Raw genomic sequence first — 22902 nt, forward strand, 5'->3', positions numbered from 1 at the left:
AATGCCACCCATAAATCTTAGCATAAATTATAGTCTAAACAAAAAAAGGGGGTTAATATTAATTAACCCCCTTTATCATCAGTTTTTTTGCTGCGATTGCTGCCTTTGCTGTTGCATCACATACATGTAATACTGGTAATACTGCGCAAGTGGCTGCTGCAGTTCTTCTACCTGCTTTTTACTGAGGCCACCATTTGAATTATCCAGGTACTGATAATTGGCCACTATCCATTGGAGCGGAACCACAAGAGCAACCGAACCCTGTTTGTATTGCTTAGCAATTTCACGAACAACACCGGCATCGAGGTAAACAAATTTATCGCCATCCTGAATTGCCAACATACCGGCTGCGTTAATTCTTAATGTGTCGCTTTCTGGATGTGCATTAACAGATACTTTACCATCTCTGGTTGCCATCATTAACATTGGCTGTGAACCACCCCCTTTAGATGGCAATACTTTCGCAAAAGGCTCTAACTTCATTGTAGAGTCATTTACATCTTTTTTTGTCTGTGCGAATGTTGTCAATGCAAGTGTGGCCGCTATGGCCAGAAGGATTGTTTTTTTCATATTGTTGTTTTAATTGGTAACTGATGCTGTTATGGTTACTGTTGTATTGGATGGCGTCTGAGTACCGGTGTCTATATCGGTGTCGCTTGAATTACTGGAGCTGAATGAATACCCGCCAGTAATTACAACGGAATTGGTATAACCATCCGTTCCTGTTTTGGCCAAATACACACGAATAGTATCACCGGGGTCGAATGATATTGTTCCTGAGTCTGAAAAATCACGGCTCAATACAATTGATCCATTCTTGTATATGTAAAGTGTCGTGTATATGCTTCCGGCACTATTATCAAACGACCAGTTGACGTTGTAGCTACACCCTCCAACAGTCGAGATTGTATTGCTTCCATTCATCTGTATAGGCTTCGATCCAGTGTTTGAATAAACCCACTGATCTGTGTCGTCTACTATAAACTGATAATATCTTCCAGAAGAGAGTATGTAAAGAGTTGAACTTGCTGCCAATGTAGAGGAGCTGCTATACACTGTGACCGGGTATGACCTGGTACCAGAACACGCATCTGATGCAGAAGCGAACCCGCCAGAAAATCCATCAGCGTAGTAAACAGTGTGGCTATATATCGTTGTGCATGTATGACAATAGCCATACCAGTCTGTTAATTTAACCTGGCCGGTGAATGGTGGCAGGTATGGGCTGTAAGGATTAAGAGGCGCATAAACGCCATCCCGTGCATTGTCGAGGCTGAAATTTGCCTGAGATGGTACACCAAGCTCCGCCCGGATCATGTCCATAGTTATCTCCCCGGAAGTGGGCAAACCGACATATACTCTCTTGAATGAAAACGCTGCACAGATCGCAATGAAAGCGATCAGAAGACTACCTTTTATCCAGTTCATATTTAAGTTCTTTGATTGCTTGAATTAATAGGGGGATCAGCCTTTCGTACTTAACGGCTTTGTAACCGTTTGGCCTGGTTATCACGGCTTCGGGCATAATGATTTCTATCTCCTGTGCCAACACACCATAATCATGGCCACTGTACACATCTTGTTTGCTGTTCCAGTCATACGAGTAGCCGCCTATACGTTCTACAGTCGCTAATGCGTTTGTGATTGATCTGATATTATTTTTTAATCGGCGATCAGAAGTTGAATAGGCAATTACATCACCGGTTGCAGTAATCGTACCACCTGCTGATAAGTTTGCGACAGATGCTCCGTTAACAGTCCAAGAAAAACCTTTACCAGTTGGATTTTTGAAAGTCATATAATCACCACCAGACCCGCCGTTTATATCTGTATTATTTCTTACTTCACTATTTGCGCCCCAACTTGAAGAAGTTAATACCAAAAGCCCCGTTGCGCCGGATGCCTGTAAATAACCTGATACTAAGTAGTTTGATACAGTAACAACACCTGCGGAAGATATCGCAAGTCTTACGGTACTTGATCCATCAACTGCAAATTTAAAGCCTCTACCTGTTTCTGCTAAAAACGAGAAATCTGTAGTCCCATCACCTAAAGCCCAGTTGCCTGTTCCGTAAGCACCAAAACGTGTACCGGATGAAAATAATTCAGCACGACCACTACCGTTAGCAGAAGCTGCATCAAGTTTCAAATTTTGTGCTAAAAGTTGCCCATTAAACTGCCCTATACTACTTCCATCGTCTGTGGTTGTGTTGACAAGGAATCTTCTCCCACCAGTAAATCTCGCCATCTCCCCCCATGCAGAACCATTATAGTTCCAAAATGCAAGTATTGAAGCTGCGCTCGGTGTTTCAGGAAAAATAATACCTATTTGGCCGGAAGCGTCATACCCAAAACCAACACCTCTGTAATCTGTTTTATCCTGAAGCACTCTTGAAACATTATAAGCAGTACCGCCAATTAATGCTCCGGCCCCAACTGTTTCAAGCTTAACATTTGGCGAAGTAGTACCTATGCCTACGTTGCCATTTATATACATGTTTCTTGAAAACCAGCCATCTCTTATTCTTAAAGACGAAGAACCGACATCGTATGCGTTATCCACATTGCCAACAATATCCCCCTTTAATCTTACCTCTGTTGCGTTTGATGTTATACGTGTAAAATCAAAAGTCGTTCCACTCAATGCACCTGTAAGCGTGCCGCCTGTTAACGGCAAATAAGCTGTTGAAGTGTACGCATTAGAACCAAGTCCTAAAAACGATTGAACAGTTGAAGCAGGGGCGTATTTAATGTTATTACTTCCATCAAAAACAATCATATTGTTTATTGAGGAAGCTGAACCCTGCCAATCCACGCTGAATGTACTTGTTCCGTCATTAAGTGAACGGGAATATCCGGTTGTATTTTGATTGAATTGCGGTACCGACTGCGTAACTGTTCCGCCGTCTTGCTGCGTGAGTGTTAATGTAGAGGCTGAAAATGTTATTGAATTGATCTTATCGTTATATGCTGCATCCCAATTTGTTTGCGATGATGTTGTTGGAATTGAATAACCAGATTGTAAAGAAACCGCCAAAGTTCCGCTGGTGGTAATTGGAGAACCGGAAACGGTTAATCCTGTTGGCAACGTTAATCCAACACTTGTAACTGTGCCAACGCTCCATGATCTGTTGGCTGTAAGATCGTATGTAGTGCCATTGATAGTAATTGTTCGACTGGCCATCGCATAACCAGCACTTGCATGATTACCCCATGAATATGCTGTATTCCAGTTACCCGAATTATTCGTTGTGCTGTACCAGGTGGATGCCGTATAAACAGGATCAGCTTCGCTCGATGGAGTAAGTAATTGCACCCAGTTGCTTAATGTACTTGCTGGCTCCGCTTGCAGTATATACGACTTATCATTGTCTGTCCTTACAGCCACATCACCCATCTGTGCAGATAGTGCAAGCATGGCCGCCTGGCTATTTACAACAAAGGTTTCTACCAAAGCCAATGAAGGAATAGTTGAAGTGGGTAGCTTGCCTGATCCATCCAGCTTTACTAACTGATTGGCCGCATTGAAGCTATTACCTTGAAGCGTGACATTCCCCGATAGCCTGGCATCAGGAAGAGTACCGGAACCGATATTGGAAGCATTCGTAGCATCCGTATTTGGTACATTGGATAAACCAACAGCAGCTTTATCTAATGTTTGCCAGCTCTTATCACCCCTCCAGTATTGGCCAGTAGTACCAGCCGTAATCAACGGCTCCTTTGTCTGTATTCGTGCCTGTAATGCAGCGAGTGAATCTATTGTTCGGCTAATAGTTGTATAAATACTTGCAGCATCCGTTATGGCCAGCTTGGTGTTAATACCGGCTCTTAAATTGAACAGGGAATCAATAAAGCGCAAGGATCGCACATACCCAGGATTAAGCATTGCGGATGTATCCGAAATATTTAGTTTCAGATCTATCTGAGATTTTAGATAGATCGAATCGAGCTGAACCTTGTACCTGGTTGCAAGAGTATCAGGATTGTAACCGAGCACAGAAACTATATCATCATGAGTTAGAACAGCGTTGACATTATTCCTGCCCATAAATGTCTGTAAGTATCCACTCACCAGAGACTCCCACTTAGTAGCAGTCTTATAGTAAAGAGAGCCATTTAAATACGCGAATGAGCCCTCCAGTTTTACAGTAACAGTGTCTGAAGGAAGCATCAATAATTTCTGTGGCCAGATACTTCTTACTCTCTGATCATTATTAATGACCGGTGTCCACTGCGGGGTAAATTGTCCAAATGCAGAAGCGCATGAGATCAGCGCTACCAGAAAAAAAATAATCCGCTTCATAACGATATTTTAATTTTTAGAAATGCCCAGGGTAGAAACCCCGGGCCAAAAACAAAACAAATGCTTGAGAAAAACCTATTTTGCTGAATCGCTACTACCAGTAGTGCGATCGGTTATATATCTTAATATCACAGCAGCTCCAACTTGTTTACTTATTGCCTTTGGGTCAAACACACCATCTTTTACAAACTTTCCCTTACTATAGTAATTGGTTCCAGACCAGAGATAAGGTGTATATATTCCACGCTTAGCGTAACCAAGGCCGTTGTATCTCTCCAAACGAGAAAGCATTCTTTCCAAAGACCAGGATGTTTGAACATGACACCCTTTTAAATGCAATGCATCTATGGCACTTTCCAAAAAAGTATAAGGAGCTTTCACACCGTTCATTGGCTCAGCTATGGGTCTGCCGGCAGGTACATTAACTGTGCGCCTTACAAGGCTGTCTCCATTATGCAGGTGCTTTGATGCAGTACCGCCAGCCTCCATTACATCAAGGATACCAACGAAGTACCATGGCATACGGGCATTAACACGATCAGCGATCGCCTGATAAATTCTGCGCTTAGAAAATAGCTGTGCTTCAATCTGCAAGGCAACGCCTGCCCATTCAGGACGAATAACCATCTTGTTCCATAAGTCATGATAAATACCCTCTATTAATTTAATTGATGCCATTGTTGTCTTTGGGTTTAGGTTTATTATCCCTGGTATACCAAAAAAAGAAGATGAATCCTCCAGCGATCAAATAGAAATACCATGGTATCCTTTTTTTATTCACTTCTGTACCATCAGCTTTTTTCTGCAGGTGAGCGCTGTCAGAATTCTTAGACGCAGAACTATCGGTAGTTATTCCATAATTGATACTGGTCCGATTAATGAAGCTATCTGTATAAAGTATTCGCTTCTTTAAGTATGTAATAACACTATCTTTTGTGGTCCTTATCGTATCAAACAATTCAATTGTTTTTACATGATACTCGTTTACTTCAGAATAAACGGTCGAGGTATCAATCTTTGTTACCCTTACAGTATCTGTAATTACGACACGAGCATTATCTATCTTGATAGTGCTTTTAGTGCGTTTGGTAACATTGCAGGATGAAAGAATGATACCAGTTATAAATAGTGCCAGCGCAACAAAAATTATTGCCAGCCATGGTTTAAGATGATGATTAATCTGTCTCATACAGTCGTCTCCTTATTAACCTGATCGCTCTTCTCTTCGAGTTTAACGACCGGGTTGGTTTTAATTTGGAATGTTAGAATGGAAAGCAGAGGCTTTATAAGATACCTGCTGAATGGGGTAGTCTTATCTACAGCATAGATGTTCTCGAGCACAGATGTACACTCGATAAAAATGATAAAAGCAACCAATCCGTTTGTCAAATAAGAAATTACCGGACCAATTTGGGCAAGATCTTCATTCTTTGCAGCCACATACTTTAGCCCTACACCTACGATTACAGCACCTCCGTATTGTAAGAACTTAACAACTGTTTTTCGATAACCTTCACTGGTTCGTGCCTTATGTAGAATTACGGCTTTTAATATACCAGTAAGAAAATCAATGCCGATTGCAATACCCATTATTACCAAAAGATCAATGCTTGGCAAGATGTTCAGACGAACATTCAAAAAAGTAAAGGCGCCGGCAAAAAGTAGTGTAGTTTTCATGTTTTGTGTGTTAAGATGATTTTTCATGTCCCCTGTTTTAAGTGAGGAATGTTGTTACTATTTATTGTTAAATGATCCGATAAGCATTTCTGTTAACGTTCTGCGGTCTCGCCTCAGCTCCTCCATTTGACGTAGATGTTTTAGCATTACCTGGTGTTTGCGGTACCATTACAGACCTATCATTCGCATTATCTGAAAGACCGTGTGCGTCGCCTGTATTTATATTATGTGTGTGTGCAAGGTTTTGACTTGCTTGTCTGGTACCAGAATACCGATCGCCCGATGAACGTTCAGTATCGATATCACCGTTAGGGTCAGTACTGCGAATGAATAAGCCTCCACTATCAGGAAGCCAGAACTTCCCATTTACGTTATCAATAGCAAACTTTGCAATATCATTTGCTGCTGGTGTTGCGGGATAGGTATAAGTACCAAGCTGCCCCACTGGTATTCCATTCACATACCATCCAAAGAATCTTGGATAGTCAGCCTGGTTAAACCATCCACCTGTTTCTGCTATTCCATTTATTGGGGCTTTATCACTATACACTATCTCACCAATGCGATTGAAGTCGCCATCTGCCCACAGCACATGGAGCGCAGAACCTTTCTTCATTACGCAGATTATCTCATCTTTACCCAGATATAGCTTATCTCTATCAGCGCCCAGGAAACGGCAAGATGTGCCGGCAGGCAGGACTATAGCCATATATCTCTGAGTGCCTGCAGATCGTGTACTGAATCCGAACAAGGTACTATCAGGAATAGAGGCAAATGCAGGCAACGTGAGGGTCAGAATATTTGCACTACTGGCTGATTCAATTAGTTTATTGAAGTCTGTTGTAGCGATCGTTTCATCTGCACTTTTTGAAATGATATCAGAAAATATTGCCTTACCGGTAACAGTAACCTGCTGTGTAGCTTTTTTTGACACTATCACATACCAGCGATCATCAGCGTTGAACACCTCTCCATTTAGTAGCCTGAATCCACCTGTAACTATCAGCTCCCATTCATCGAGAATATTCCTTGGACCAATACCACGCTGAAAAACCATCATTGAATTGACGTTAACAAGGGACGTGTTATTATATTCACTCGTTCCCTGAGCTGGATCATTCTCGCCTGCACCATCTACTACAATCTCATGATATTCGAATGAATTACTACTGATAAGACCGACATCAATGATAAATGTAGAAAGCAATGTTCCGACAGTGGCGCCACCAGGGGTTTCGTAAAAATCAAAGTAGTGTGGTACCGGATTCAGATCATCTATTATGATATCACGCTGAGTAGGATGCGGGGCATCATAAAGCATGTTGGCGGATTCGACAAGGGGGTTTGACACCTCGCGGGCAATTATTCGCAGTTTCTGCGAAATACTCACCTGACCAATTGAAAATTTTGCATTTGCCATAAAACAAAAAAGGCCAGCTTCACTATTAAAGTGAGCTGACCTTATTTAGGTTCTAAAATTTTTTACCAGTAAGTCTATTAGATGCTTTACTCCAGTTCTATTATCGGTACCACGCTGTTGCCGCCAAATCCTTTACTTTCTACATCGTGCACCAGCAGAAGCTTTTTAGTATTGTCTCCGGAGCTGAGGAAGACCTTGCTATCTCTTCGCAAAGCTTCTCTTACATCTATTGAGTAACCGAACATTGGATAGCCTTCTTCTTCTTTTACTTCCCACTTAGCCCCCTCTGCTTTTGCTATCAGCTTGCCATCGCAGGAAACATTGTCACATCCAAGTATCCAGTTCAACTTATCGCCCATTTCAGGTGGAATACCTGCAGATCCTCCACACTCCAGTTTAAATGTTCTGAATGGCTTACTATTAAGAATAGTTTGATTCATTGCCTGATCTTCATACAACACATCTTTACTTGCCGGAGCGAAACCTGTAAGATAACCTTGCACTCGCATTGAAAAAAGTATTCCTGTTTCAAAAATAACTCCACCATAGAACGAATTGTTCTGGTACTCCAAAAGTAAGGTATCTTCTACGCTTTCAATAATCTCAAAACGGTTTGATTGTAACGTCTTTTGCACAGGAGATCCGCATTCAATCTTAATATAATACTCTCCGGGCTCAATACCAGTGAGCGGAATCAGTGCTTCATAGACACGCATCAATGGGTTATACTTATTCTTCAGCTTGTATAACAAAGATTGAGACACGACAACCTGGTTCTCGCAGTCGTATAGTGTTACTTGTATGGGATCGTAATTGCTCTCAATCTGTATTTTTATGATATCATTAGCAGTCCACACTTGATTAAATCGAACACTTTGCTGAAATCCGAGTACCCTATCCTCGATCTGGTAATCGTCGATCTGCTTAGTAGCATAACGAGGATCCTGATCCATATTCTCATCTATGAAGTTCAGGGGGTTGAGATAAGGAACAAATAATTGATTTGCCATTATGGTAGTTTGTTTAAGTCATTATCAGGAGCAGCCATCAGGGTGAATGTGGCTATATCGTTTCCTTTTACCGGTATCTTACTTGTCATAGGGAAGCCTTTCCATAACTGACCATATTCATCCTCGAATGAATAACAATCGGCAGAAACCCCGAGCAGATCGTTGCCCAAATCACTCTCAATTTCAAACTGGATGGGGTAGAATAGGGGAGAGTCCAATTGACTGATAGCCTGATCAGCGTTTTCCTGAACAGTAACACTGTTTCGTATTTTTTTAACCAGGTAGTTTTTATCACCGGTACTAAATTCAATGTTTTGATTTTCACGGCCCCAACAGATGGAACGCAAATAATTTCCATGTTTCTTGAGTAATGACTTTGGTGTCATATCCTCAAGATTAAAAACACTGTCAGGAGCGATCAATCCTGTTACGCTTGTGTAAGGTACCCGGTATAGGTTGTATGATCCATCCGGATTTACACTATCACGATCAATCCGGACAATAAACACACTGTTATCACTGCTTGTATCACTTGTGTCTTTACCATCTGTGCTTATACGCAGGAATTCAAGGCCATAACAATCAGCTCTGTAATCACTTACAATACTGAGTATGTTGTTTATTCTGGTGAATGGCAGATTGTAAACCTGAGTGCAGTTAAAGTCTTGTTTACCATTGATAGAAAGATTACCATTTGATTGATTGGGATATCCAATTTTTAGACTTACGGCCAGTATATCTGTGCGAATAGACCATTTGAAACTACGAACGCGACCAAGATGAACTGGGTTTGAATACTTAAAATATTCAGCTTTTGGCTTGATCTCAAAAGCATTATCAGTAGCATTCATGCCAACATTCAACAATGTATTTACCGAATTAAAATACTTCTGCATGGTAGTTTTTATAACCGCACTCTCCAATCCCCGAACAGCATCTCCAGATATAAGTATGTAATCGTCATTTTCCTGCAATAAAGATGATACAGCCTGGTATACACTACTACTCATCTTTGCAGTAAGCTCGGCGAACACATCATATAAGGTACGGCCGTAGATGACACTTGCATTGTAACGTGTGTTAAATTGGAAAACGATATCTGTCTGCAGGTATTTTAAAGGACTGGATGTAAAAAACCCTCCTGTTGAAGTGTTATTGAAAATAAGAAACAATTTATCCCCTGCCTGCAGGTGAATATTACCAGTAATAGGTAGGTCCACCGTAGTCATGCCATTGATTACGTAATTATTCGCAACCTGGAATATCATGTGGTATGGATTTCCGGAGATAGACCTGCTTACTGAAAAAAATATTGATACGGTATTTGGAATCGGGTTATTATTCTGTATTGTCAGCTTGCCAGAAGCGGATATGATTATGTCTTTCTGCGATGTAAAAAAATAGTTTGAACTGTTCTTTACATAGTTGTCAATATCTGTGGCCACATTACTTTGAAAGATTGACTCATACTGTTGATCTGATTTGTAAATACCCACAGAATCGCCATCCTCATTTATAAATACAAGTGGGATAGTATAGGTACGTAGGTTGCTTGTTATCTCAACTACAGCAAACTTTAAGGAATCTGTGAACTCTATCCCATCCATATTTACCGCTACAGCTCCGGGGGTGTTTTTGTTACACGGGATCTCATATTCACTATTGATTTTATTGGCAAGCAGTTTTACTGGACCGCCTTCAATCTGCTTGATGTTCATTTTGTAACCATCATTCGAATCACTTCGCCTGCAGGTAGTAAAGTCAAGTTCGTTACCATGTAGGTATTTGTATAAGTACACATATTCATCTCCCTCGATCTGCAGGGTTCGGATATAAATTTCAAAAGTGCAGCCAGATTCAATTCCAACGCCGCTTTTCAACAGAAGTGAGCGAATTATCTCTGCTCCATCATACACAAAGCCAAGGTCATCAGAAGAGAAAGTCCGGGCAACGCCAAACAGGTTCATGTTTCGCTTCTCTTCCTTAAATATTTTATCCCAACTATCAGGAGAAAAATTGAGTGCAACCGGAGTAGCTTGCGTCTTCATTATATTATTCTCCCAATAATAGTAAAGCCCCGTATCGGGGTTTTTTAGCATAAATATGTATTCGGGTCCTGGCATTAAAATTGGGTTTGGTCATTGATCCAAGAAAGCGTGTCTTGTGCACTTTTAACTACAGCTCTAATATCCCCTTTGCTTGAGTTTAGGTGTAACTCCTTTTTGTTTGCAATAGCGGCCCTGGTTAATCTCCCTTCTCGTTTGGCAGTGTCTACCATTTCTTTCATGTACCGGTCATTATTTACGAGGCTGTAATCAAAATTCACTGTTTTGTTTAAGGCATTATTAAAAGCATGATCTCTCCACTTATCAATGGATGAGTAGATTCGATCGCCAGAACCGACGTAGGTAAGTGTGTCGGTATCAGGTGTTACTTCTATTCTTCCATCCTCACGCTCAATCACCTCATGCTTGCCACCATCTCCGACGAACGCAAAACCTTCATAATTATCATCTTTACCAGTAGCATACTTAGGAATCGGCTTAGCAAATAATGCCGCAAGTTGGGCAGCACCTACAGCGATGGTAATTGGTATTTGAGCCGCGGCTACTGCTGCATATGGAGCTGTAAGCGGATTAGATAACAATACCGCAATATTGGCCTTAATCTTCGCAATTGCCTCTACCGTAGAAGTCGCAATCTGGAAGCCTTTAAAATCTCGCTCAAACCTTGCAGCTTGTTGATCAAGTTGTCTTTGACGAAGAACAGCCTGGGCTTTTTCCGCATCAGCTTTAGCAGTAATAACAGAAATAGCTGCTGCCTTATCCTGTTCATTAACAATTGTCTGATTGGCAAGCTCAATATCCTTTTGCTTCTTTGCCTCAGTTGCATCGATCTGGTCCTGAATCGCATTTTTCTGGGCCTCAAAACTACCAGATACCAGTTCACTTATCAGGCTGGTCAGAGAACTATACAGATCAGTATAGAGCTGTTTCAGCTTAGTGGTTTCTGCTGTAGCAACCGCTATATTGGCATCTGAAAGCTGCTTACGAAGATCTGCGAGTTTCTGTTCTGCATTTGCTCTTTCGGTTGTACCATCTTTGTAAAGAGAAATCAGTCGTTCGGCTTCTGCAATTCCGTTCTCAATAGCCTGGTTAGTATACTTGAGTTCTATAGCAGAACGTTGTCTACCATACTCCTCAACAGTCAGGTTTTTCTTTTGAAGTTGCCCATTCAACGCTATTATCTCATCTGCAAATGCAGTCGCTGTAGCTTCAGCTTGTTGGGCTGTCTGCAACTGTTGTTTTGCGAGACGTTTTTGGAAGGCCTCTTCTTCATCTTTTGCAGCTTTTTCCAGATCACTTTTAATCAACTCGGTTCGCTTCCTTCCACTTGACTTAGTTAACTCGAGTAATTGAATCTCAGCATTGGTCTCTATCAACAGGCGTTGCTTGGTCAGTCCTTTGAGAACCTCGTTTCTCTCCTTATCGGTGAGCTTACGCTGCAGGATGGATTCTTTATCAGCCACTGCCTGATCTTCCAATGCTTTGATCGCAAAATTCTTCTCTCCAGTGATAATCTGAGCCCTTATATCAGAAGCCTTCTCAAGCGCATCGAGGCGATCATTCAATGTTCTCTCCTCATTATCAACAACAAATTCATTTGCTTTCTGCAAATACTCCAGGTTGGCCTGGGTTATCTTGAAATTCGCCTCCAGTTCTTTTCGCTTACTCTCATTATTAAACTTGGATAACTGGTCCTGAATCTGCTTCAGTTTGTCAGCCAGCTTCTTCGCTTCTTGACTGATCCGATTATTGTTTTCAATATTATTAACTGCGATCTGGTTCTGCTTGTCCTTTATCTGCTCGGTGACATCGGTCATGAATGCCGCATATTCTTCCTGAGTAGCAAAATCAGCCTTGGTAAATGAAGCCCTCTTAGTGTATAGATTATTGATTTCTTCTTGTAAAACTGCCTGTTCTTTCAAATAGGCCCCTTGTTTATTACCACTGGCATCCAGAAGCGCAGCTTCGCGACGTAATTGATTCAATCCATTCTCCTTTGCATTGCGAAATTTCTCACTCATATCAATTACATCCTGCAATCTGTTGCGGAAATCTTTGAGTTTTTCGTTCAATTTTTCCTGTGCTTCAGCCTGGTCTTCTGTTGCATCAGATGCTTCAATAGCGGCTTCGGTAAATGAGGTCAATAAAAAAAGCACGGCCCCAATACCCGTTAAGAGAAGAGCGGTTCTTAAAGCTTTAGCGGCAGCAGTCGTGCCAGCCATGGCAAAGGTGAGTACCCCTTGCGCTGCAGCAGCAATTTTTGTTTTTGTCGCATAAAATAATTGAATAGCTGCACCCTCTTTCTGCAAAGCATTTACAGTCGCCTGTACGCCTTGAACAATGGCCATGACAGCCATTAGCTTTTGCATCTGTTTTTGCAGATCCTCGTTCTCATCTCCGAAGAGCGCAGCGGCACCGGTGGCAGCTCCATACATTCCCGCAAGCGCCTGAGCTGATTGAAGCAGGCCATCAAAAACAAAAGTATCAGAGCCCACTGATTTTTGAGTAGCCTTCAGATCAGCAAATGAATCACGCAGCTTTCCATTCTCGAGTATTAATTCACGGACGATCTCTGAATCTTCTCCGTATATCTGCGATAACTGTTCTATCGCAACCTGGTTCTCTTTGATCTCCTGACGCATCGAGACAAATCCACCAGCAGTACTGTTCAATATCTCATTTAACAAAGCCTCTTCTTGCTGCAATCTCTCCAGCACATTCGCATTAGCATTCCCTGAGTTTGTAAACTCATCCATTTTACTTTTTACTTCGCGAAGGGCACTCTCTAACACTTTCACAGACCCTGAGTAGTTACCTACATTTCGCCCAAATCTATTTGTTCCCTGTTCAAGCTGATTAAGTTCAGTACTAACTGCCATGATAGTCTTCTGCAGGTCTTTACCAATAGCAGAGGACCTGTCATCCTTGCTCAGATTATCATACTCTTTATTCAATCTGATAAGTGTTGCTCTTAACTGCTCAAGAGAGCCGGCAGCAGCATTTTCTTCACGGACCTGGTTCTTTAGTTCAGCATTACGCTGACGCAACAGTTCCTTTTCTTCGGCAAGCATTTTAGCCTGTTGGCTCTCCAGGGCCATTCTTTTCCTGTATGTTTCTTCTACCTGGTTGCTGATTTTAATAAGCTCATCCTCCTCCGTCTTCAATTTCTTAACACTATCAGCCACCTGCTTGAATGTTTTATCTGCATTCATGTCCAGCTTCACTGCCTTGATACGCAGGAATTGATCATACACAGCTTTTAACTGTGTAGTCATAAAGTCTGTATCGTCCTTGATCGTTTTCCGGTCAATGTACCTATCTATGAGCTCCTCTGACATGATGATGCTTTTTTAAGTGTTCTATGTAATCATTGAGCCTCTTGATTCGTTCGCAGAATTCAAACGTGCTGATCGTATCAGCTATGACATACCTGGCATGGTCACTAAGTGTAATAAGTATAGATTGGAAATACGCGACGGAAACCTCATTTTTACCGCTTTTAGCTTTTTTCTCGAAAGCCTCCTGCATAGATGCAAGACTGATTTTTTTTAGATCAATGCGAAGTTTCAAGGCCTTGCTTCTGTTAAGGCATTTTTGCAGATATCCCTGATAGGTTTTCTGGTCATTCCAATCAAATGGGAACTTGCTGCCTACCATCTGATTAAGTTCATCGGCAAGTGGTTTGTAATAACCTCTCATTAAGGCGTTTGCGGCGATATTGATACACTCAAGTGTTGACTCCATCTTAGCCACTTCTTTTACAAGCGATATGTATAGACGGTGCTCATTGTTACCAATTGCCTCGGCATATTCAATTTTTATTACTTCCCATGCATTAATCAGATCTTCTGCAGACGGGAACCCTTCGATAGTGAGAGCAGAATAATTTTTATTAACAGATACTTCGATGAATATTCGAAGTGGGAGTTCATGGATATTGCGATACCACCTGCACGATTGGGTATTGCTGGGAGATGGCGATGTCGTACTCGATGTAGTTAAAATCGAGTCCCTCTTGGTAGACAATAACTGTTTTCTTTTCCCTAACCGCATACTGTTTGGCTTTGGCGATCATTGATTCTAATTTCTCGTTTAAACCACGTCCAGAATTGAAGCAGTGCTCGCAGCTCATTTATTTTATTTTAAGGCCGGTTGCGGCCTGTATTCCTTTAGAGAAGGCTGGACGAAGAGCATTGTCCAGATACTCGCGCTTATATGGTATTGAAAGACCGTAAATACTTCCGTTTCTTTTACTATACTTCTCCTCGAGATCTTCTCCCTTTTCATCGGTACTTCCATAGCTTAACTTTCCATCACTTCCCACATTCACATAAACACCTTCTTGAAAAGCACCGGTTACCCTTAAATCTGGCACTCCATATCCCGGAAGCGGATTCATGGCATTCTTCATCTCTGCATATTCTTCGCTCTGATACGATGGTCCTATCTCGCTTCCGTCACTTCTGATACCCTTGTTCATTTGCTCTACGTTGATATCAGCCAGGGCATCCTTTGTCTGCTCTACCGACACTAATGCTATTGCATCAGTATCGAGCTTGCGGAACCTATCATATAGTGCTTTGATTGTTGACATTTGTAAAAAGGGAAGGGAAGCGATAATAAAACCGCTTCCCGTGATTGTTATTCACCAATAACCGCCCCTTGTCCATCTTCTTCATCAGGAAGATCCTTATCGGAAGAAGAACAAAGTTTACGTAGCTCTTTGAGCTTATCTGTCTTGTTAGGGTCCCCTTCAAACCATCCAGAAGCCTCAGCCTCTTCTTTTAGTTTAGTGATGGTCAAACCAGCAATAAACGACTTGTTGAAATAGATACCCTCGAAGTTGATAAACATGGTTTTAGATTTAAAGGTTATCAACTATTATTTTGTCAGGATCACCGGCAACAGCTCGATCTCAGGAACGCTACCCGCATCTAACTGTGCAGGTGTAGGACCAGACAGTTTGATTTTTGTTCCTGCATCGAGTGCATTAAACGCAGTGCTATCGAATGTAACAGTTAGCGCCTTGAGCGTTGAATCCACAGCTATTGATGTAATGGTCAAAGATGTGGTATAACCTGTACCGGTACCCGCTGAGAAACTCGCAGAAAGGGCAGCGATTGCAACACCAAAATCATCGTAAATGTTCTTACCACCTGCCAGGTTAGCTGTATCAACGATCATTGATACCTTATATACATTCGAAGCCTTGGATATATAAGTGAGCTGGGCATCGATAAGGCCTACGATATCATCGATATCGCTATTAGCGCAATCCATGTAGTAGGACTGGTCAACATACTCAGCTACGTCAAGGATAGACAGTGTGAAGGTGATAACACCTTCTTCCACATTCTGTCCAGTAGCCGCTTTACCACCGGAAAAGAACAGTTTTGCCTTATAGCCAATGAAGTTTGTACCTGTTTTCGTTCCCCACCAAGTACCGTTTGCATCATATTCAAGCACGCGAACAGTGGTGTTGTTGAACTTACGCAATTGTTTGAGCAATGCAGCACTGCCAAACATTTTTACGGTGTAAACAGGACGCCCTTCACGCAGCACTACAGAGAAGCCCTGATTCAGTGAACCGGAAGCATTGGCTTCTGAATTGTCGGCGATGTCTTCTGCGCTGCCCAGGATGAATAATTTATTTGCAGATGCTTTTGGGAGCTTGGCATTAGCGACAAGCTTCGAATGGAATGTTGATTCATCTGCGTAATCTGCTGATGCAACCGCACCGTTAAAGATGCCGATTTTTCTCAGCACTCCTTTTGATTTAGCGCACAGCACATCTCCTGTATTGGCGCCTACGCTGCCGCATAATGATAAACTCATGATTGAAATTTTTTATCGGGTTAACAATTTTTATTTGGATCGAACATTAAAGTGAAATTGATCCTGAAACAATGAATGGGATGCATGTCCACAACCTTAAGAGAATTGTTTTCATAAGATCCCGGGTACTCCTTCAGCACATTCTCCAGATACATCTCTACACTATCAACACGAAAACCAAATGAATAACGTCCGATAGCTTCGAGTACATCTGCCCTCACCTCCTGATCTGCACGATCAGTACGCGATGGTTTCAATTTGGAAAGGTTCACGAAGAATACAAGATGCACACCGGTCATATTGGCTGTTGAGATACCGATTTTGCTATCAGTTCCGAAGAATGAAATAGCATCAACCTTGTCATCCCAGTAAACATCAGTATAGTTGTTATTAGCCGAATACAGCTCTGCCACATAACCTTTGTCACGCTTGTTGCGATAGCAACGTGGATAGCTTTTGTAAGTCACTGTATTTGGCCACTTAGCAACTACGTGGTCATGTATGCGTTTCTGTAGTGCCTGCACATACCAATCGATACCTTGCGGGCTTTGTTTCTGTATCATCATATATCTGCCACGTTTACTGTTTGTACATTAGGTGTCCGGAAAAAGGTTTTTCGTACCCGCTCATACTCTAATTGTATGCGTTTACTCAACCCAGTCGTGTTTGAGGCATTACTGATCGGAGCTGTGCCATGTAAATCCATGTAAGCCATTAGTTTGTCTACATTATCCTTTAGCAGACGCTCACCGCCGTTAGACCTGGTTGCATTGGATATGATCTCAATTACCATGGCTGCCATCTGTAATCCTATTAATTCATCGAACAGATTTGCTTTACGTACAATTTTCAGGGTGTAATCTTTGAAAGAGCTCACTTCGAGATTAATGCCATAAGGGAAGCCACTTTCAATTATCTGGTTGCGATCAAAATTGATTTCACCAGTTATTTTTTTGGAGCCAAACGGACACGCACTAAACATGTGCGTTTTATTCCAACAAGCAACCTGCTCGCGAATTGCCCTGGCACCGCCAAGCTCGTCCTGAAAGTATCCAAAATAGAAGATGCCACCTTTTGCATTATCATCGATGTATTTGAGAAGCAGGTTTGTGATTGAGATAACCTTCTGATCACCGGCTGTAACAGTAACCTGCTGGTCCCAGATCTTACCTTTCCGACCATCTTTGAACAAATACAGGTTGAATGTCGCATCGCTGTCAAACAGCAACGCTACACTGTCAATTTGTGTAGCGTAATCAAAAGCGTGGGCGACATTGATTTTGTAACCGACAAATAATCCGTTGTTATCAATGGGCTGGTCCAGAGTACCTTCCCGATCAAAAAGTAATACCTGTTCAATATACTCGGGTTCACGTAAAACATTGTTCACGCTTCTCATGATGACCGAATTCTGCAGACTGGAAAGCCAGCTATTATAATTCTGATCCGTTATTGCAGGATCAGAGACTACATCATAAAGATTCTTTGCATTTACCAGTGCGTGGAAGTCATCAAAATATCTACCGGATGTAGCTCTCTTATTGTCATCAGAAAGAGTCAAGAAGCCTGTCTGTGTCGGCTGTCTCCATCCGATACGACCAGACAATGCTTCTGTGACTTTTGCGACAGAAAAAGAATTACTATATCCGGTAGGTGCTGACATGATATCGTTGTTTCAGTTGGTTATTCAGTGTTATACTTTCGGAACGCATACCAGATCTTAAGGGGAGCTGATACCGTTGCAGTACTGACCGGAAGAACCAGGTAATTAACAAATGGTGGACTCGTAACTGTAAACGTTGCAGTATGCGTATATCCTTCCGAATTGGCACCGAATGCCGTTCCCGCAACCCCTGCTGGAACTGCCGAATAACTGGCACTATCAACAAGAACATAGGTACGACTCGGACCGGATCTGAACAGATACGCCTTGCCTGTTAACGATCCGCTTGCTTGTTTGAGTACTACCTGAATACCCAAACTTGCAAAGCCTCCAGTTACTTTGATAATCTTGGCCACAGAATCAGCATTGGTAAGCGTATCACCCGCAACTGTGGGTAAATATGTTCCCGTTGAATACTGCGTCTGCGCATGAGAGATCACCGGTGCCGCAAAAGCACAGACACCAATGATCAAATAAGTGATGAACTTTTTCATCTGTATCAAAATTGAAAAGTGAATAATTGGTTTACCAGGTTACCAGCTTACAATTGTGCAGCTTGGTACACAACTGATTCGTTGGCAGTGGTTAATGGTGGCAGTACCCATCCGATAGTCAGTGAAAGCTCTGCTTCCAATACCTCATCCTGAACACCACCGCCCTGAGCGCTGCCATCGGCACGTTCAGTGTATGCGTGGAAATCCAAAGTGAGTCCGCTACCCAATGGGTCAGCAATAACACCATAGCCACCCAATGTGGAGTCATAATCTCCCTTTCCCTGGCGGTTTGCTGGATCATTCCACGGCAAGCCAGCAAAGCTGTTGGCAGGCATGATTAATGCTGCACCATTGGCATAATTACCCGGATCGATATCTTCTGTGGTTTCAGCGATATTGAGGTCACGGAATTGGAAAGACAGGTTTGTGTTGTTGGCAGTACCCTGGTTGCCTAAGAATTCAGCTTTGCGGTATTGAATGCTGTCGGCCAGAATATCGAACTGGCCACGGTAGTTCTGCTTGCGCATGAATGATGCAATATTTTGGAAGAACACCTTATCATCACCAGCGGCTATCTCAAGAGCAGAAGTACCGGCATTCCAATTACCTGCTCCGCCAGTAGCTGGCGCTGCTAACTGACAACGATTACTTTGCAGATGTGCCAAAGCCAGTGTTCCTGCACGGCTGTGAATGTTCTGAGCTGATTCCATCAACTCATGAGCCAACTGTTCAGCATAAGGGAAGATATTACTCTGGCCCTGCTTCAGATAGATGGTGAATGGCTCCACAATCCTGATCCACGACAGTGTTACTTCAGCAGAATCAGCTTTTGTACCGGTATGGTTGTGCGCCTTAGCTGTTTGCGCAGAAGCGGCACGTTTGGTTTTGATGTAGGCCTTAACAGGGCGATTGTCTTTTAACCGCAAATCCTGATGTGTGGGGATAGTAACGCTGGTATTTTTAAGAGCCAGCATGAGCGCAGGGTTTTGTTTTCTCCTGAGCTCTGGTGTTTCAAACTGTGGAATGAAACGAGCTTGTGCGGCGAGTAATGCCGAAGCGGTATAATTTGCCATTTTAAAGAGGTTGTGAAAAAGCCGAGCACCGCTCGAATGCCTTGAGGCACCGCCTCTATCTTGCTTGGGAAACCTTCCCGATTTGCTTGGAGCAACCTGCTCCGTTGATGTAAAACTATTGATTTTATGAATAAACCAAAGATTTTTTTTGTGCCAGCATAAAAAAGCCCCGCATAAGCGAGGCTATTTTTATTCTATGAACAAGTGGTAGGGGCTGATTTATTCTTTCATATCGAAGTCCTTATTCTCTTTTACAAGCTGCTCCAGTTCGGCTGCGAATTCCTGGCCTTGTATACTCTTGCCCTCTGCCGTGTATTTTTCTTTCAAACCTTTCAGGCTTGTAATTGCGGCACCTGCAGGTACATCCTTTCCTCCGCGACCTCCGCCACCGGCTGGTGCGACCTCTACCCACTTTCGCTCATCGAAGATATTAGGAATAGCTTCTTCAAGTGTGAGAGGATCTTGCGTATTTACTTTACGCATCACCTGGCCGTCTTTTTTCACCTGTGTCTTACCATCCACTTCTTCGAATGATACCATGCTTTTGATAAGAGTCAAATACTCTCCATCAGTCAGTGAACCTGCCCTGTTTTTTGGGAAAAGGGAAATAAGTTTTGCATCAAGTGTCGCCTGAGAAGCAGCGGTTTGAGCAGCAGCAACGGCCTTTTCCATATCTGAATTCTTTGTTTGCAATAGAGTTACTTGCTCAGTGAGCTGTGTAACACGGGCATCAGGCTGAATCTTTGCATCTTTGACAGCCTTGTCAACTATTGCGGCCGCTACTTTTACCGGGTCCTTTCCGATACCCTCTTCAATACCTGCAGCGGTTCGAACTTCTTTAATGCCCAGCTCTTTTCCTGTGCTAATTCCTTCATTGCGTTTATTGTTGTCGCGTGTCGTGATCTCTTCAGTAGTAAAAACTGATAGACCTTCAGGAATAGTAACATCAACCTCCTGCTCTGCTTTGATAGCTGCTTCCAGATCAGCTACCGGTACCTTAGTAAGCGCAGCGATTTTTTCGATTGTTTCTTTCTTAAGTGCCATAACGGTTATTGGTTTAATAAGTTAATTAGTAGTTTACGATTTAGGATACAGCCTGAGGTTAGTGTTTTCGCTTTGCGAATTAAGCAACTCGGCTCTTTCACTGCTGATCCTGGTCTCTCTGATTTTCTTCAGTTTATCAAAACCAATGAGCTTATTACCAATACGTTTACCGGTAGCGTCGGTTACTTCTTTGTACTTCGCTTCAACGCTCCATTCCTCATACATGTCCCCAACTGGTGATTTTTTTTCTTCACCAGGGGATGATGAATTGCCAGAACCAGGTTCACCACTTTCACCTGCAATTGCTGTAAGGATTGCTGTAACTTCCTCGGGAGTGTAGGCTTTTTCATCCTGAGAGATAGCATCACTGATTTCCTGTTCAGAGGCGCCGTTTAATTTGAGTGCGCTGTATTTTTCTACAGCGGCTTTTTTTCTGAAGTGATTCATGATTTTGTATTTAAGTGATTAATGAATGACTATTTATTGTTCAAGAACAGGAGCAGGATCTGGTTCTTTCTTAATTTCCTGCGCTACCATCTTTTGTGCATCCTCAGGTGTTATACCAAACAGTATCTCCAATATATTCTGCTTACTTACTTTGTCAATATTTGGATCACCGAGTATCAGTTGCAAAGACTGCGTGCCACCTACTCCAAGTTTCACGGCCAGAGGAGTCTTATCATCTTTGCGGTCATCACTTTCAGATATCTTAATAACATAAGCGGTAAGACTTTGCTTCAGTTGATCAGATGTTTTCACTATAAGATCTGTCTTTGTCATCGTAGCAAGCCAATCACCGAAGTAGCACTTTCGTTGTTTTTCAAGTGGGATTACTGGCCAGTCAATGATATCAGAAACGGAATAATGGACCATTGGCTCGATACTCATCAGTTTTATTTTAATGGCCATTGCTAATGGATCACCATTGTACTTGGTTTCATAAAACTCAACGAGCATATCATCCAGAATGCCTACAGGTGCCCCCTTCTGCCTTGCATCAGTATAACGTTGCCATATAGCATCAGGGCTTTCTATAAGATACCTGCGGCCATAGTTAATAGAAGAGCCTTGATACCCAGGGCGCAGTTCGACGCCTATTTTAAAGTCAATTATAAACTTGTGTCTCTTCTCTGCAGATTCTGATACTGAGCTTAACCGGTCCTGTACTGGTTGGACATCGAGGAACGAAGCTGTTGCAGTTTCTGGTTGCTTGCTTCCATCAGAAGGAGCCTGTTTTCGATGTGTCCCCCATAAGGTAAATGTCATAGCATCCTCAAGAGCTTCGAGATCACTGGTCACCAGTTCGAAGTATATCTTCGATGGTTCTACATATCCAGCAACATTAGGTGTTACGATTGGGGTCTCTTTGCTATCCGGGTAAGACATCAGCTTTACATCGCTAACCTTGGTCATCAGTTTCTTACCTGTCCCTTTGCAAGACTGGCATTCTTTTGAATCTACATAGCTGGTACCCTTGCATGTTATGCAGTCATCAGCATACTCCCAGTACTTTGGGAAGCCATGCAGGAATTCATGTGTTACTTTGATTGACCCTTTAAGTAAGAAATGATTAGCCAGGTCAATGACATCATTAAACATTGACAGGTAGCAATCTTGCATTTCCGGATCAGCAATATCGCTATTCAATATAGCCGGCACAACCATAAAGTAGTTAGGGTAGGTGTGATCTTTTAAGATGGTTATGTTACCATCATCTACCCGAACATAATAATCGAATGCATCATCAATTATTCGATAAACAGTCCACGATTCGTCAATGTTAACCTTCTTCTTTTCTGACTTGCTGACACTGAATACAACGTACTCCATGTGCACACCCCTTGGCATTCCTTCAACAATTGATGTAGAGCTTTTATAAGTAGGGTACACACTGCCAGTGTTATCGATCTCCATAAAGATCATACCCATGGGATCATCGAGGAAGTGAGGCTTCCAATACGATTCTATCCATTTCTTGCAACTCAATCCATCACGCACATCAGCAGCCAGGGATGAGGCGCGCTTATCTTGCTGATCTCCCATATTGTAATAGATAGAACCGCCACGAGCAGAGAAAACCTTGTCTATTGGACGGGAGAGACGAGAGAACAGATCCTTATTGCTCTTTGCGTACTTCACACGTTCCTTACGCATAGCCTCTTTTTCATAGCCGTCAATGGTCTGCAGCTTTGCCTCCATATTGGTACCATAAAAATGGGTGCACAGCTCCTTGTTAAAGGACTGTGCTCTCGACCATAACGCACTATTGGGCTTGGTCGTAAGGATCGTTTTGATTTGCGGTTCGGTAAGTATCATA

22 protein-coding genes are annotated in these 22902 nt (G+C 42.4%); 1 reads left to right on the forward strand and 21 read right to left on the reverse strand.

The genetic code is table 11. The annotated features are described in order from the left end of the window. Positions 1-78: 78 nt before the first annotated feature. The 11 genes from ACH3Z1_RS09870 to ACH3Z1_RS09920 form a co-directional block, all read right to left on the reverse strand. Entirely contained in the window at positions 79-570 is a 492-nt protein-coding gene (locus ACH3Z1_RS09870) for a hypothetical protein (protein ID WP_490821763.1), read from the reverse strand. A gap of 9 nt (positions 571-579) precedes the next feature. Continuing rightward, positions 580-1428: a hypothetical protein gene (locus tag ACH3Z1_RS09875; RefSeq protein WP_490821764.1), complete on the reverse strand. Its 849-nt coding sequence runs from the start codon at positions 1426-1428 to the stop codon at positions 580-582. After that, positions 1409-4303, reverse strand: a complete 2895-nt coding sequence (locus ACH3Z1_RS09880; protein WP_490821765.1) for a tail fiber domain-containing protein — start codon at positions 4301-4303, stop codon at positions 1409-1411. Before ACH3Z1_RS09880 ends, ACH3Z1_RS09875 begins: the two co-directional genes overlap by 20 nt. Positions 4304-4378: 75 nt before the next feature. Further along, positions 4379-4981 carry a hypothetical protein gene (locus tag ACH3Z1_RS09885; RefSeq protein WP_490821766.1) on the reverse strand — a complete coding sequence of 201 codons (603 nt, stop codon included), beginning with the start codon at positions 4979-4981 and terminating at the stop codon, positions 4379-4381. After that, entirely contained in the window at positions 4968-5492 is a 525-nt protein-coding gene (locus ACH3Z1_RS09890; protein ID WP_490821767.1) for a hypothetical protein, read from the reverse strand. The genes ACH3Z1_RS09885 and ACH3Z1_RS09890 overlap by 14 nt, the downstream gene beginning before the upstream one ends. Beyond that, entirely contained in the window at positions 5489-6007 is a 519-nt protein-coding gene (locus ACH3Z1_RS09895) for a phage holin family protein (RefSeq protein ID WP_490821768.1), read from the reverse strand. Before ACH3Z1_RS09895 ends, ACH3Z1_RS09890 begins: the two co-directional genes overlap by 4 nt. A 40-nt stretch (positions 6008-6047) precedes the next feature. Continuing rightward, complete coding sequence (locus tag ACH3Z1_RS09900; protein WP_490821769.1) at positions 6048-7400, reverse strand: hypothetical protein; 1353 nt, start codon at positions 7398-7400, stop codon at positions 6048-6050. A gap of 86 nt (positions 7401-7486) precedes the next feature. Beyond that, on the reverse strand, positions 7487-8410 hold the full coding sequence (locus ACH3Z1_RS09905; RefSeq protein WP_490821770.1) for a hypothetical protein: 924 nt from the start codon (positions 8408-8410) through the stop codon (positions 7487-7489). Continuing rightward, positions 8410-10458: a hypothetical protein gene (locus ACH3Z1_RS09910; RefSeq protein ID WP_490821771.1), complete on the reverse strand. Its 2049-nt coding sequence runs from the start codon at positions 10456-10458 to the stop codon at positions 8410-8412. The genes ACH3Z1_RS09905 and ACH3Z1_RS09910 overlap by 1 nt, the downstream gene beginning before the upstream one ends. 74 nt (positions 10459-10532) lie before the next feature. Beyond that, positions 10533-13814, reverse strand: a complete 3282-nt coding sequence (locus ACH3Z1_RS09915; protein ID WP_490821772.1) for a coiled-coil domain-containing protein — start codon at positions 13812-13814, stop codon at positions 10533-10535. Continuing rightward, positions 13792-14220, reverse strand: a complete 429-nt coding sequence (locus tag ACH3Z1_RS09920) for a hypothetical protein (RefSeq protein ID WP_490821773.1) — start codon at positions 14218-14220, stop codon at positions 13792-13794. The genes ACH3Z1_RS09915 and ACH3Z1_RS09920 overlap by 23 nt, the downstream gene beginning before the upstream one ends. Before the next feature lie 163 nt (positions 14221-14383). Here ACH3Z1_RS09920 and ACH3Z1_RS09925 point away from each other — a divergent pair, with 163 nt between their 5' ends. Further along, positions 14384-14554 carry a hypothetical protein gene (locus tag ACH3Z1_RS09925; RefSeq protein ID WP_490821774.1) on the forward strand — a complete coding sequence of 57 codons (171 nt, stop codon included), beginning with the start codon at positions 14384-14386 and terminating at the stop codon, positions 14552-14554. A gap of 54 nt (positions 14555-14608) precedes the next feature. Here the strand turns inward: ACH3Z1_RS09925 and ACH3Z1_RS09930 are convergent, their stop codons facing one another. The 10 genes from ACH3Z1_RS09930 to ACH3Z1_RS09975 all read right to left on the reverse strand — a co-directional run bounded on the left by ACH3Z1_RS09930 (position 14609) and on the right by ACH3Z1_RS09975 (position 22784). After that, positions 14609-15070, reverse strand: coding sequence for a hypothetical protein (locus ACH3Z1_RS09930; RefSeq protein WP_490821775.1), 462 nt, complete (start codon positions 15068-15070; stop codon positions 14609-14611). 47 nt (positions 15071-15117) lie between these two features. Then, positions 15118-15330: a hypothetical protein gene (locus tag ACH3Z1_RS09935; RefSeq protein WP_490821776.1), complete on the reverse strand. Its 213-nt coding sequence runs from the start codon at positions 15328-15330 to the stop codon at positions 15118-15120. A 27-nt stretch (positions 15331-15357) separates the two neighbouring features. Next, the gene (locus ACH3Z1_RS09940) at positions 15358-16311 is read right to left on the reverse strand and encodes a hypothetical protein (protein WP_490821777.1); all 954 of its coding nucleotides are present in this window, start codon (positions 16309-16311) and stop codon (positions 15358-15360) included. Between the two features lie 20 nt (positions 16312-16331). Further along, positions 16332-16877, reverse strand: a complete 546-nt coding sequence (locus ACH3Z1_RS09945; protein WP_490821778.1) for a hypothetical protein — start codon at positions 16875-16877, stop codon at positions 16332-16334. Beyond that, positions 16874-17974, reverse strand: a complete 1101-nt coding sequence (locus tag ACH3Z1_RS09950; RefSeq protein ID WP_490821779.1) for a hypothetical protein — start codon at positions 17972-17974, stop codon at positions 16874-16876. The genes ACH3Z1_RS09945 and ACH3Z1_RS09950 overlap by 4 nt, the downstream gene beginning before the upstream one ends. A 20-nt stretch (positions 17975-17994) precedes the next feature. After that, complete coding sequence (locus ACH3Z1_RS09955; protein ID WP_490821780.1) at positions 17995-18468, reverse strand: hypothetical protein; 474 nt, start codon at positions 18466-18468, stop codon at positions 17995-17997. 47 nt (positions 18469-18515) lie between these two features. Next, complete coding sequence (locus ACH3Z1_RS09960; RefSeq protein ID WP_490821781.1) at positions 18516-19541, reverse strand: hypothetical protein; 1026 nt, start codon at positions 19539-19541, stop codon at positions 18516-18518. A gap of 219 nt (positions 19542-19760) precedes the next feature. Then, positions 19761-20585 carry a hypothetical protein gene (locus ACH3Z1_RS09965; RefSeq protein WP_490821782.1) on the reverse strand — a complete coding sequence of 275 codons (825 nt, stop codon included), beginning with the start codon at positions 20583-20585 and terminating at the stop codon, positions 19761-19763. Between the two features lie 33 nt (positions 20586-20618). Next, on the reverse strand, positions 20619-21032 hold the full coding sequence (locus ACH3Z1_RS09970) for a hypothetical protein (protein WP_490821783.1): 414 nt from the start codon (positions 21030-21032) through the stop codon (positions 20619-20621). Between the two features lie 33 nt (positions 21033-21065). Then, a complete protein-coding gene (locus tag ACH3Z1_RS09975; RefSeq protein ID WP_490821784.1) occupies positions 21066-22784 on the reverse strand; it encodes a hypothetical protein in 1719 nt (572 codons plus the stop codon). Positions 22785-22902 lie beyond the last annotated feature (118 nt).

Source organism: Sediminibacterium sp. FW305-C-49 (assembly GCF_058231085.1).

Excerpts from the sequence above, each read along its gene's own strand:
- ACH3Z1_RS09940 (WP_490821777.1), bottom strand. The coding sequence starts at position 16,311 with ATGAGTTTATCATTATGCGGCAGCGTAGGCGCCAATACAGGAGATGTG.
- ACH3Z1_RS09875 (WP_490821764.1), bottom strand. The coding sequence starts at position 1,428 with ATGAACTGGATAAAAGGTAGTCTTCTGATCGCTTTCATTGCGATCTGT.
- ACH3Z1_RS09885 (WP_490821766.1), bottom strand. The coding sequence starts at position 4,981 with ATGGCATCAATTAAATTAATAGAGGGTATTTATCATGACTTATGGAAC.
- ACH3Z1_RS09880 (WP_490821765.1), bottom strand. The coding sequence starts at position 4,303 with ATGAAGCGGATTATTTTTTTTCTGGTAGCGCTGATCTCATGCGCTTCT.
- ACH3Z1_RS09870 (WP_490821763.1), bottom strand. The coding sequence starts at position 570 with ATGAAAAAAACAATCCTTCTGGCCATAGCGGCCACACTTGCATTGACA.
- ACH3Z1_RS09925 (WP_490821774.1), top strand. The coding sequence starts at position 14,384 with ATGAATATTCGAAGTGGGAGTTCATGGATATTGCGATACCACCTGCAC.
- ACH3Z1_RS09975 (WP_490821784.1), bottom strand. The coding sequence starts at position 22,784 with ATGGAGGCAAAGCTGCAGACCATTGACGGCTATGAAAAAGAGGCTATG.
- ACH3Z1_RS09960 (WP_490821781.1), bottom strand. The coding sequence starts at position 19,541 with ATGGCAAATTATACCGCTTCGGCATTACTCGCCGCACAAGCTCGTTTC.
- ACH3Z1_RS09915 (WP_490821772.1), bottom strand. The coding sequence starts at position 13,814 with ATGTCAGAGGAGCTCATAGATAGGTACATTGACCGGAAAACGATCAAG.
- ACH3Z1_RS09900 (WP_490821769.1), bottom strand. The coding sequence starts at position 7,400 with ATGGCAAATGCAAAATTTTCAATTGGTCAGGTGAGTATTTCGCAGAAA.
- ACH3Z1_RS09955 (WP_490821780.1), bottom strand. The coding sequence starts at position 18,468 with ATGAAAAAGTTCATCACTTATTTGATCATTGGTGTCTGTGCTTTTGCG.
- ACH3Z1_RS09945 (WP_490821778.1), bottom strand. The coding sequence starts at position 16,877 with ATGATGATACAGAAACAAAGCCCGCAAGGTATCGATTGGTATGTGCAG.
- ACH3Z1_RS09930 (WP_490821775.1), bottom strand. The coding sequence starts at position 15,070 with ATGTCAACAATCAAAGCACTATATGATAGGTTCCGCAAGCTCGATACT.
- ACH3Z1_RS09950 (WP_490821779.1), bottom strand. The coding sequence starts at position 17,974 with ATGTCAGCACCTACCGGATATAGTAATTCTTTTTCTGTCGCAAAAGTC.
- ACH3Z1_RS09920 (WP_490821773.1), bottom strand. The coding sequence starts at position 14,220 with ATGGAGTCAACACTTGAGTGTATCAATATCGCCGCAAACGCCTTAATG.
- ACH3Z1_RS09965 (WP_490821782.1), bottom strand. The coding sequence starts at position 20,585 with ATGGCACTTAAGAAAGAAACAATCGAAAAAATCGCTGCGCTTACTAAG.
- ACH3Z1_RS09905 (WP_490821770.1), bottom strand. The coding sequence starts at position 8,410 with ATGGCAAATCAATTATTTGTTCCTTATCTCAACCCCCTGAACTTCATA.
- ACH3Z1_RS09890 (WP_490821767.1), bottom strand. The coding sequence starts at position 5,492 with ATGAGACAGATTAATCATCATCTTAAACCATGGCTGGCAATAATTTTT.
- ACH3Z1_RS09910 (WP_490821771.1), bottom strand. The coding sequence starts at position 10,458 with ATGAAGACGCAAGCTACTCCGGTTGCACTCAATTTTTCTCCTGATAGT.
- ACH3Z1_RS09935 (WP_490821776.1), bottom strand. The coding sequence starts at position 15,330 with ATGTTTATCAACTTCGAGGGTATCTATTTCAACAAGTCGTTTATTGCT.
- ACH3Z1_RS09970 (WP_490821783.1), bottom strand. The coding sequence starts at position 21,032 with ATGAATCACTTCAGAAAAAAAGCCGCTGTAGAAAAATACAGCGCACTC.
- ACH3Z1_RS09895 (WP_490821768.1), bottom strand. The coding sequence starts at position 6,007 with ATGAAAAATCATCTTAACACACAAAACATGAAAACTACACTACTTTTT.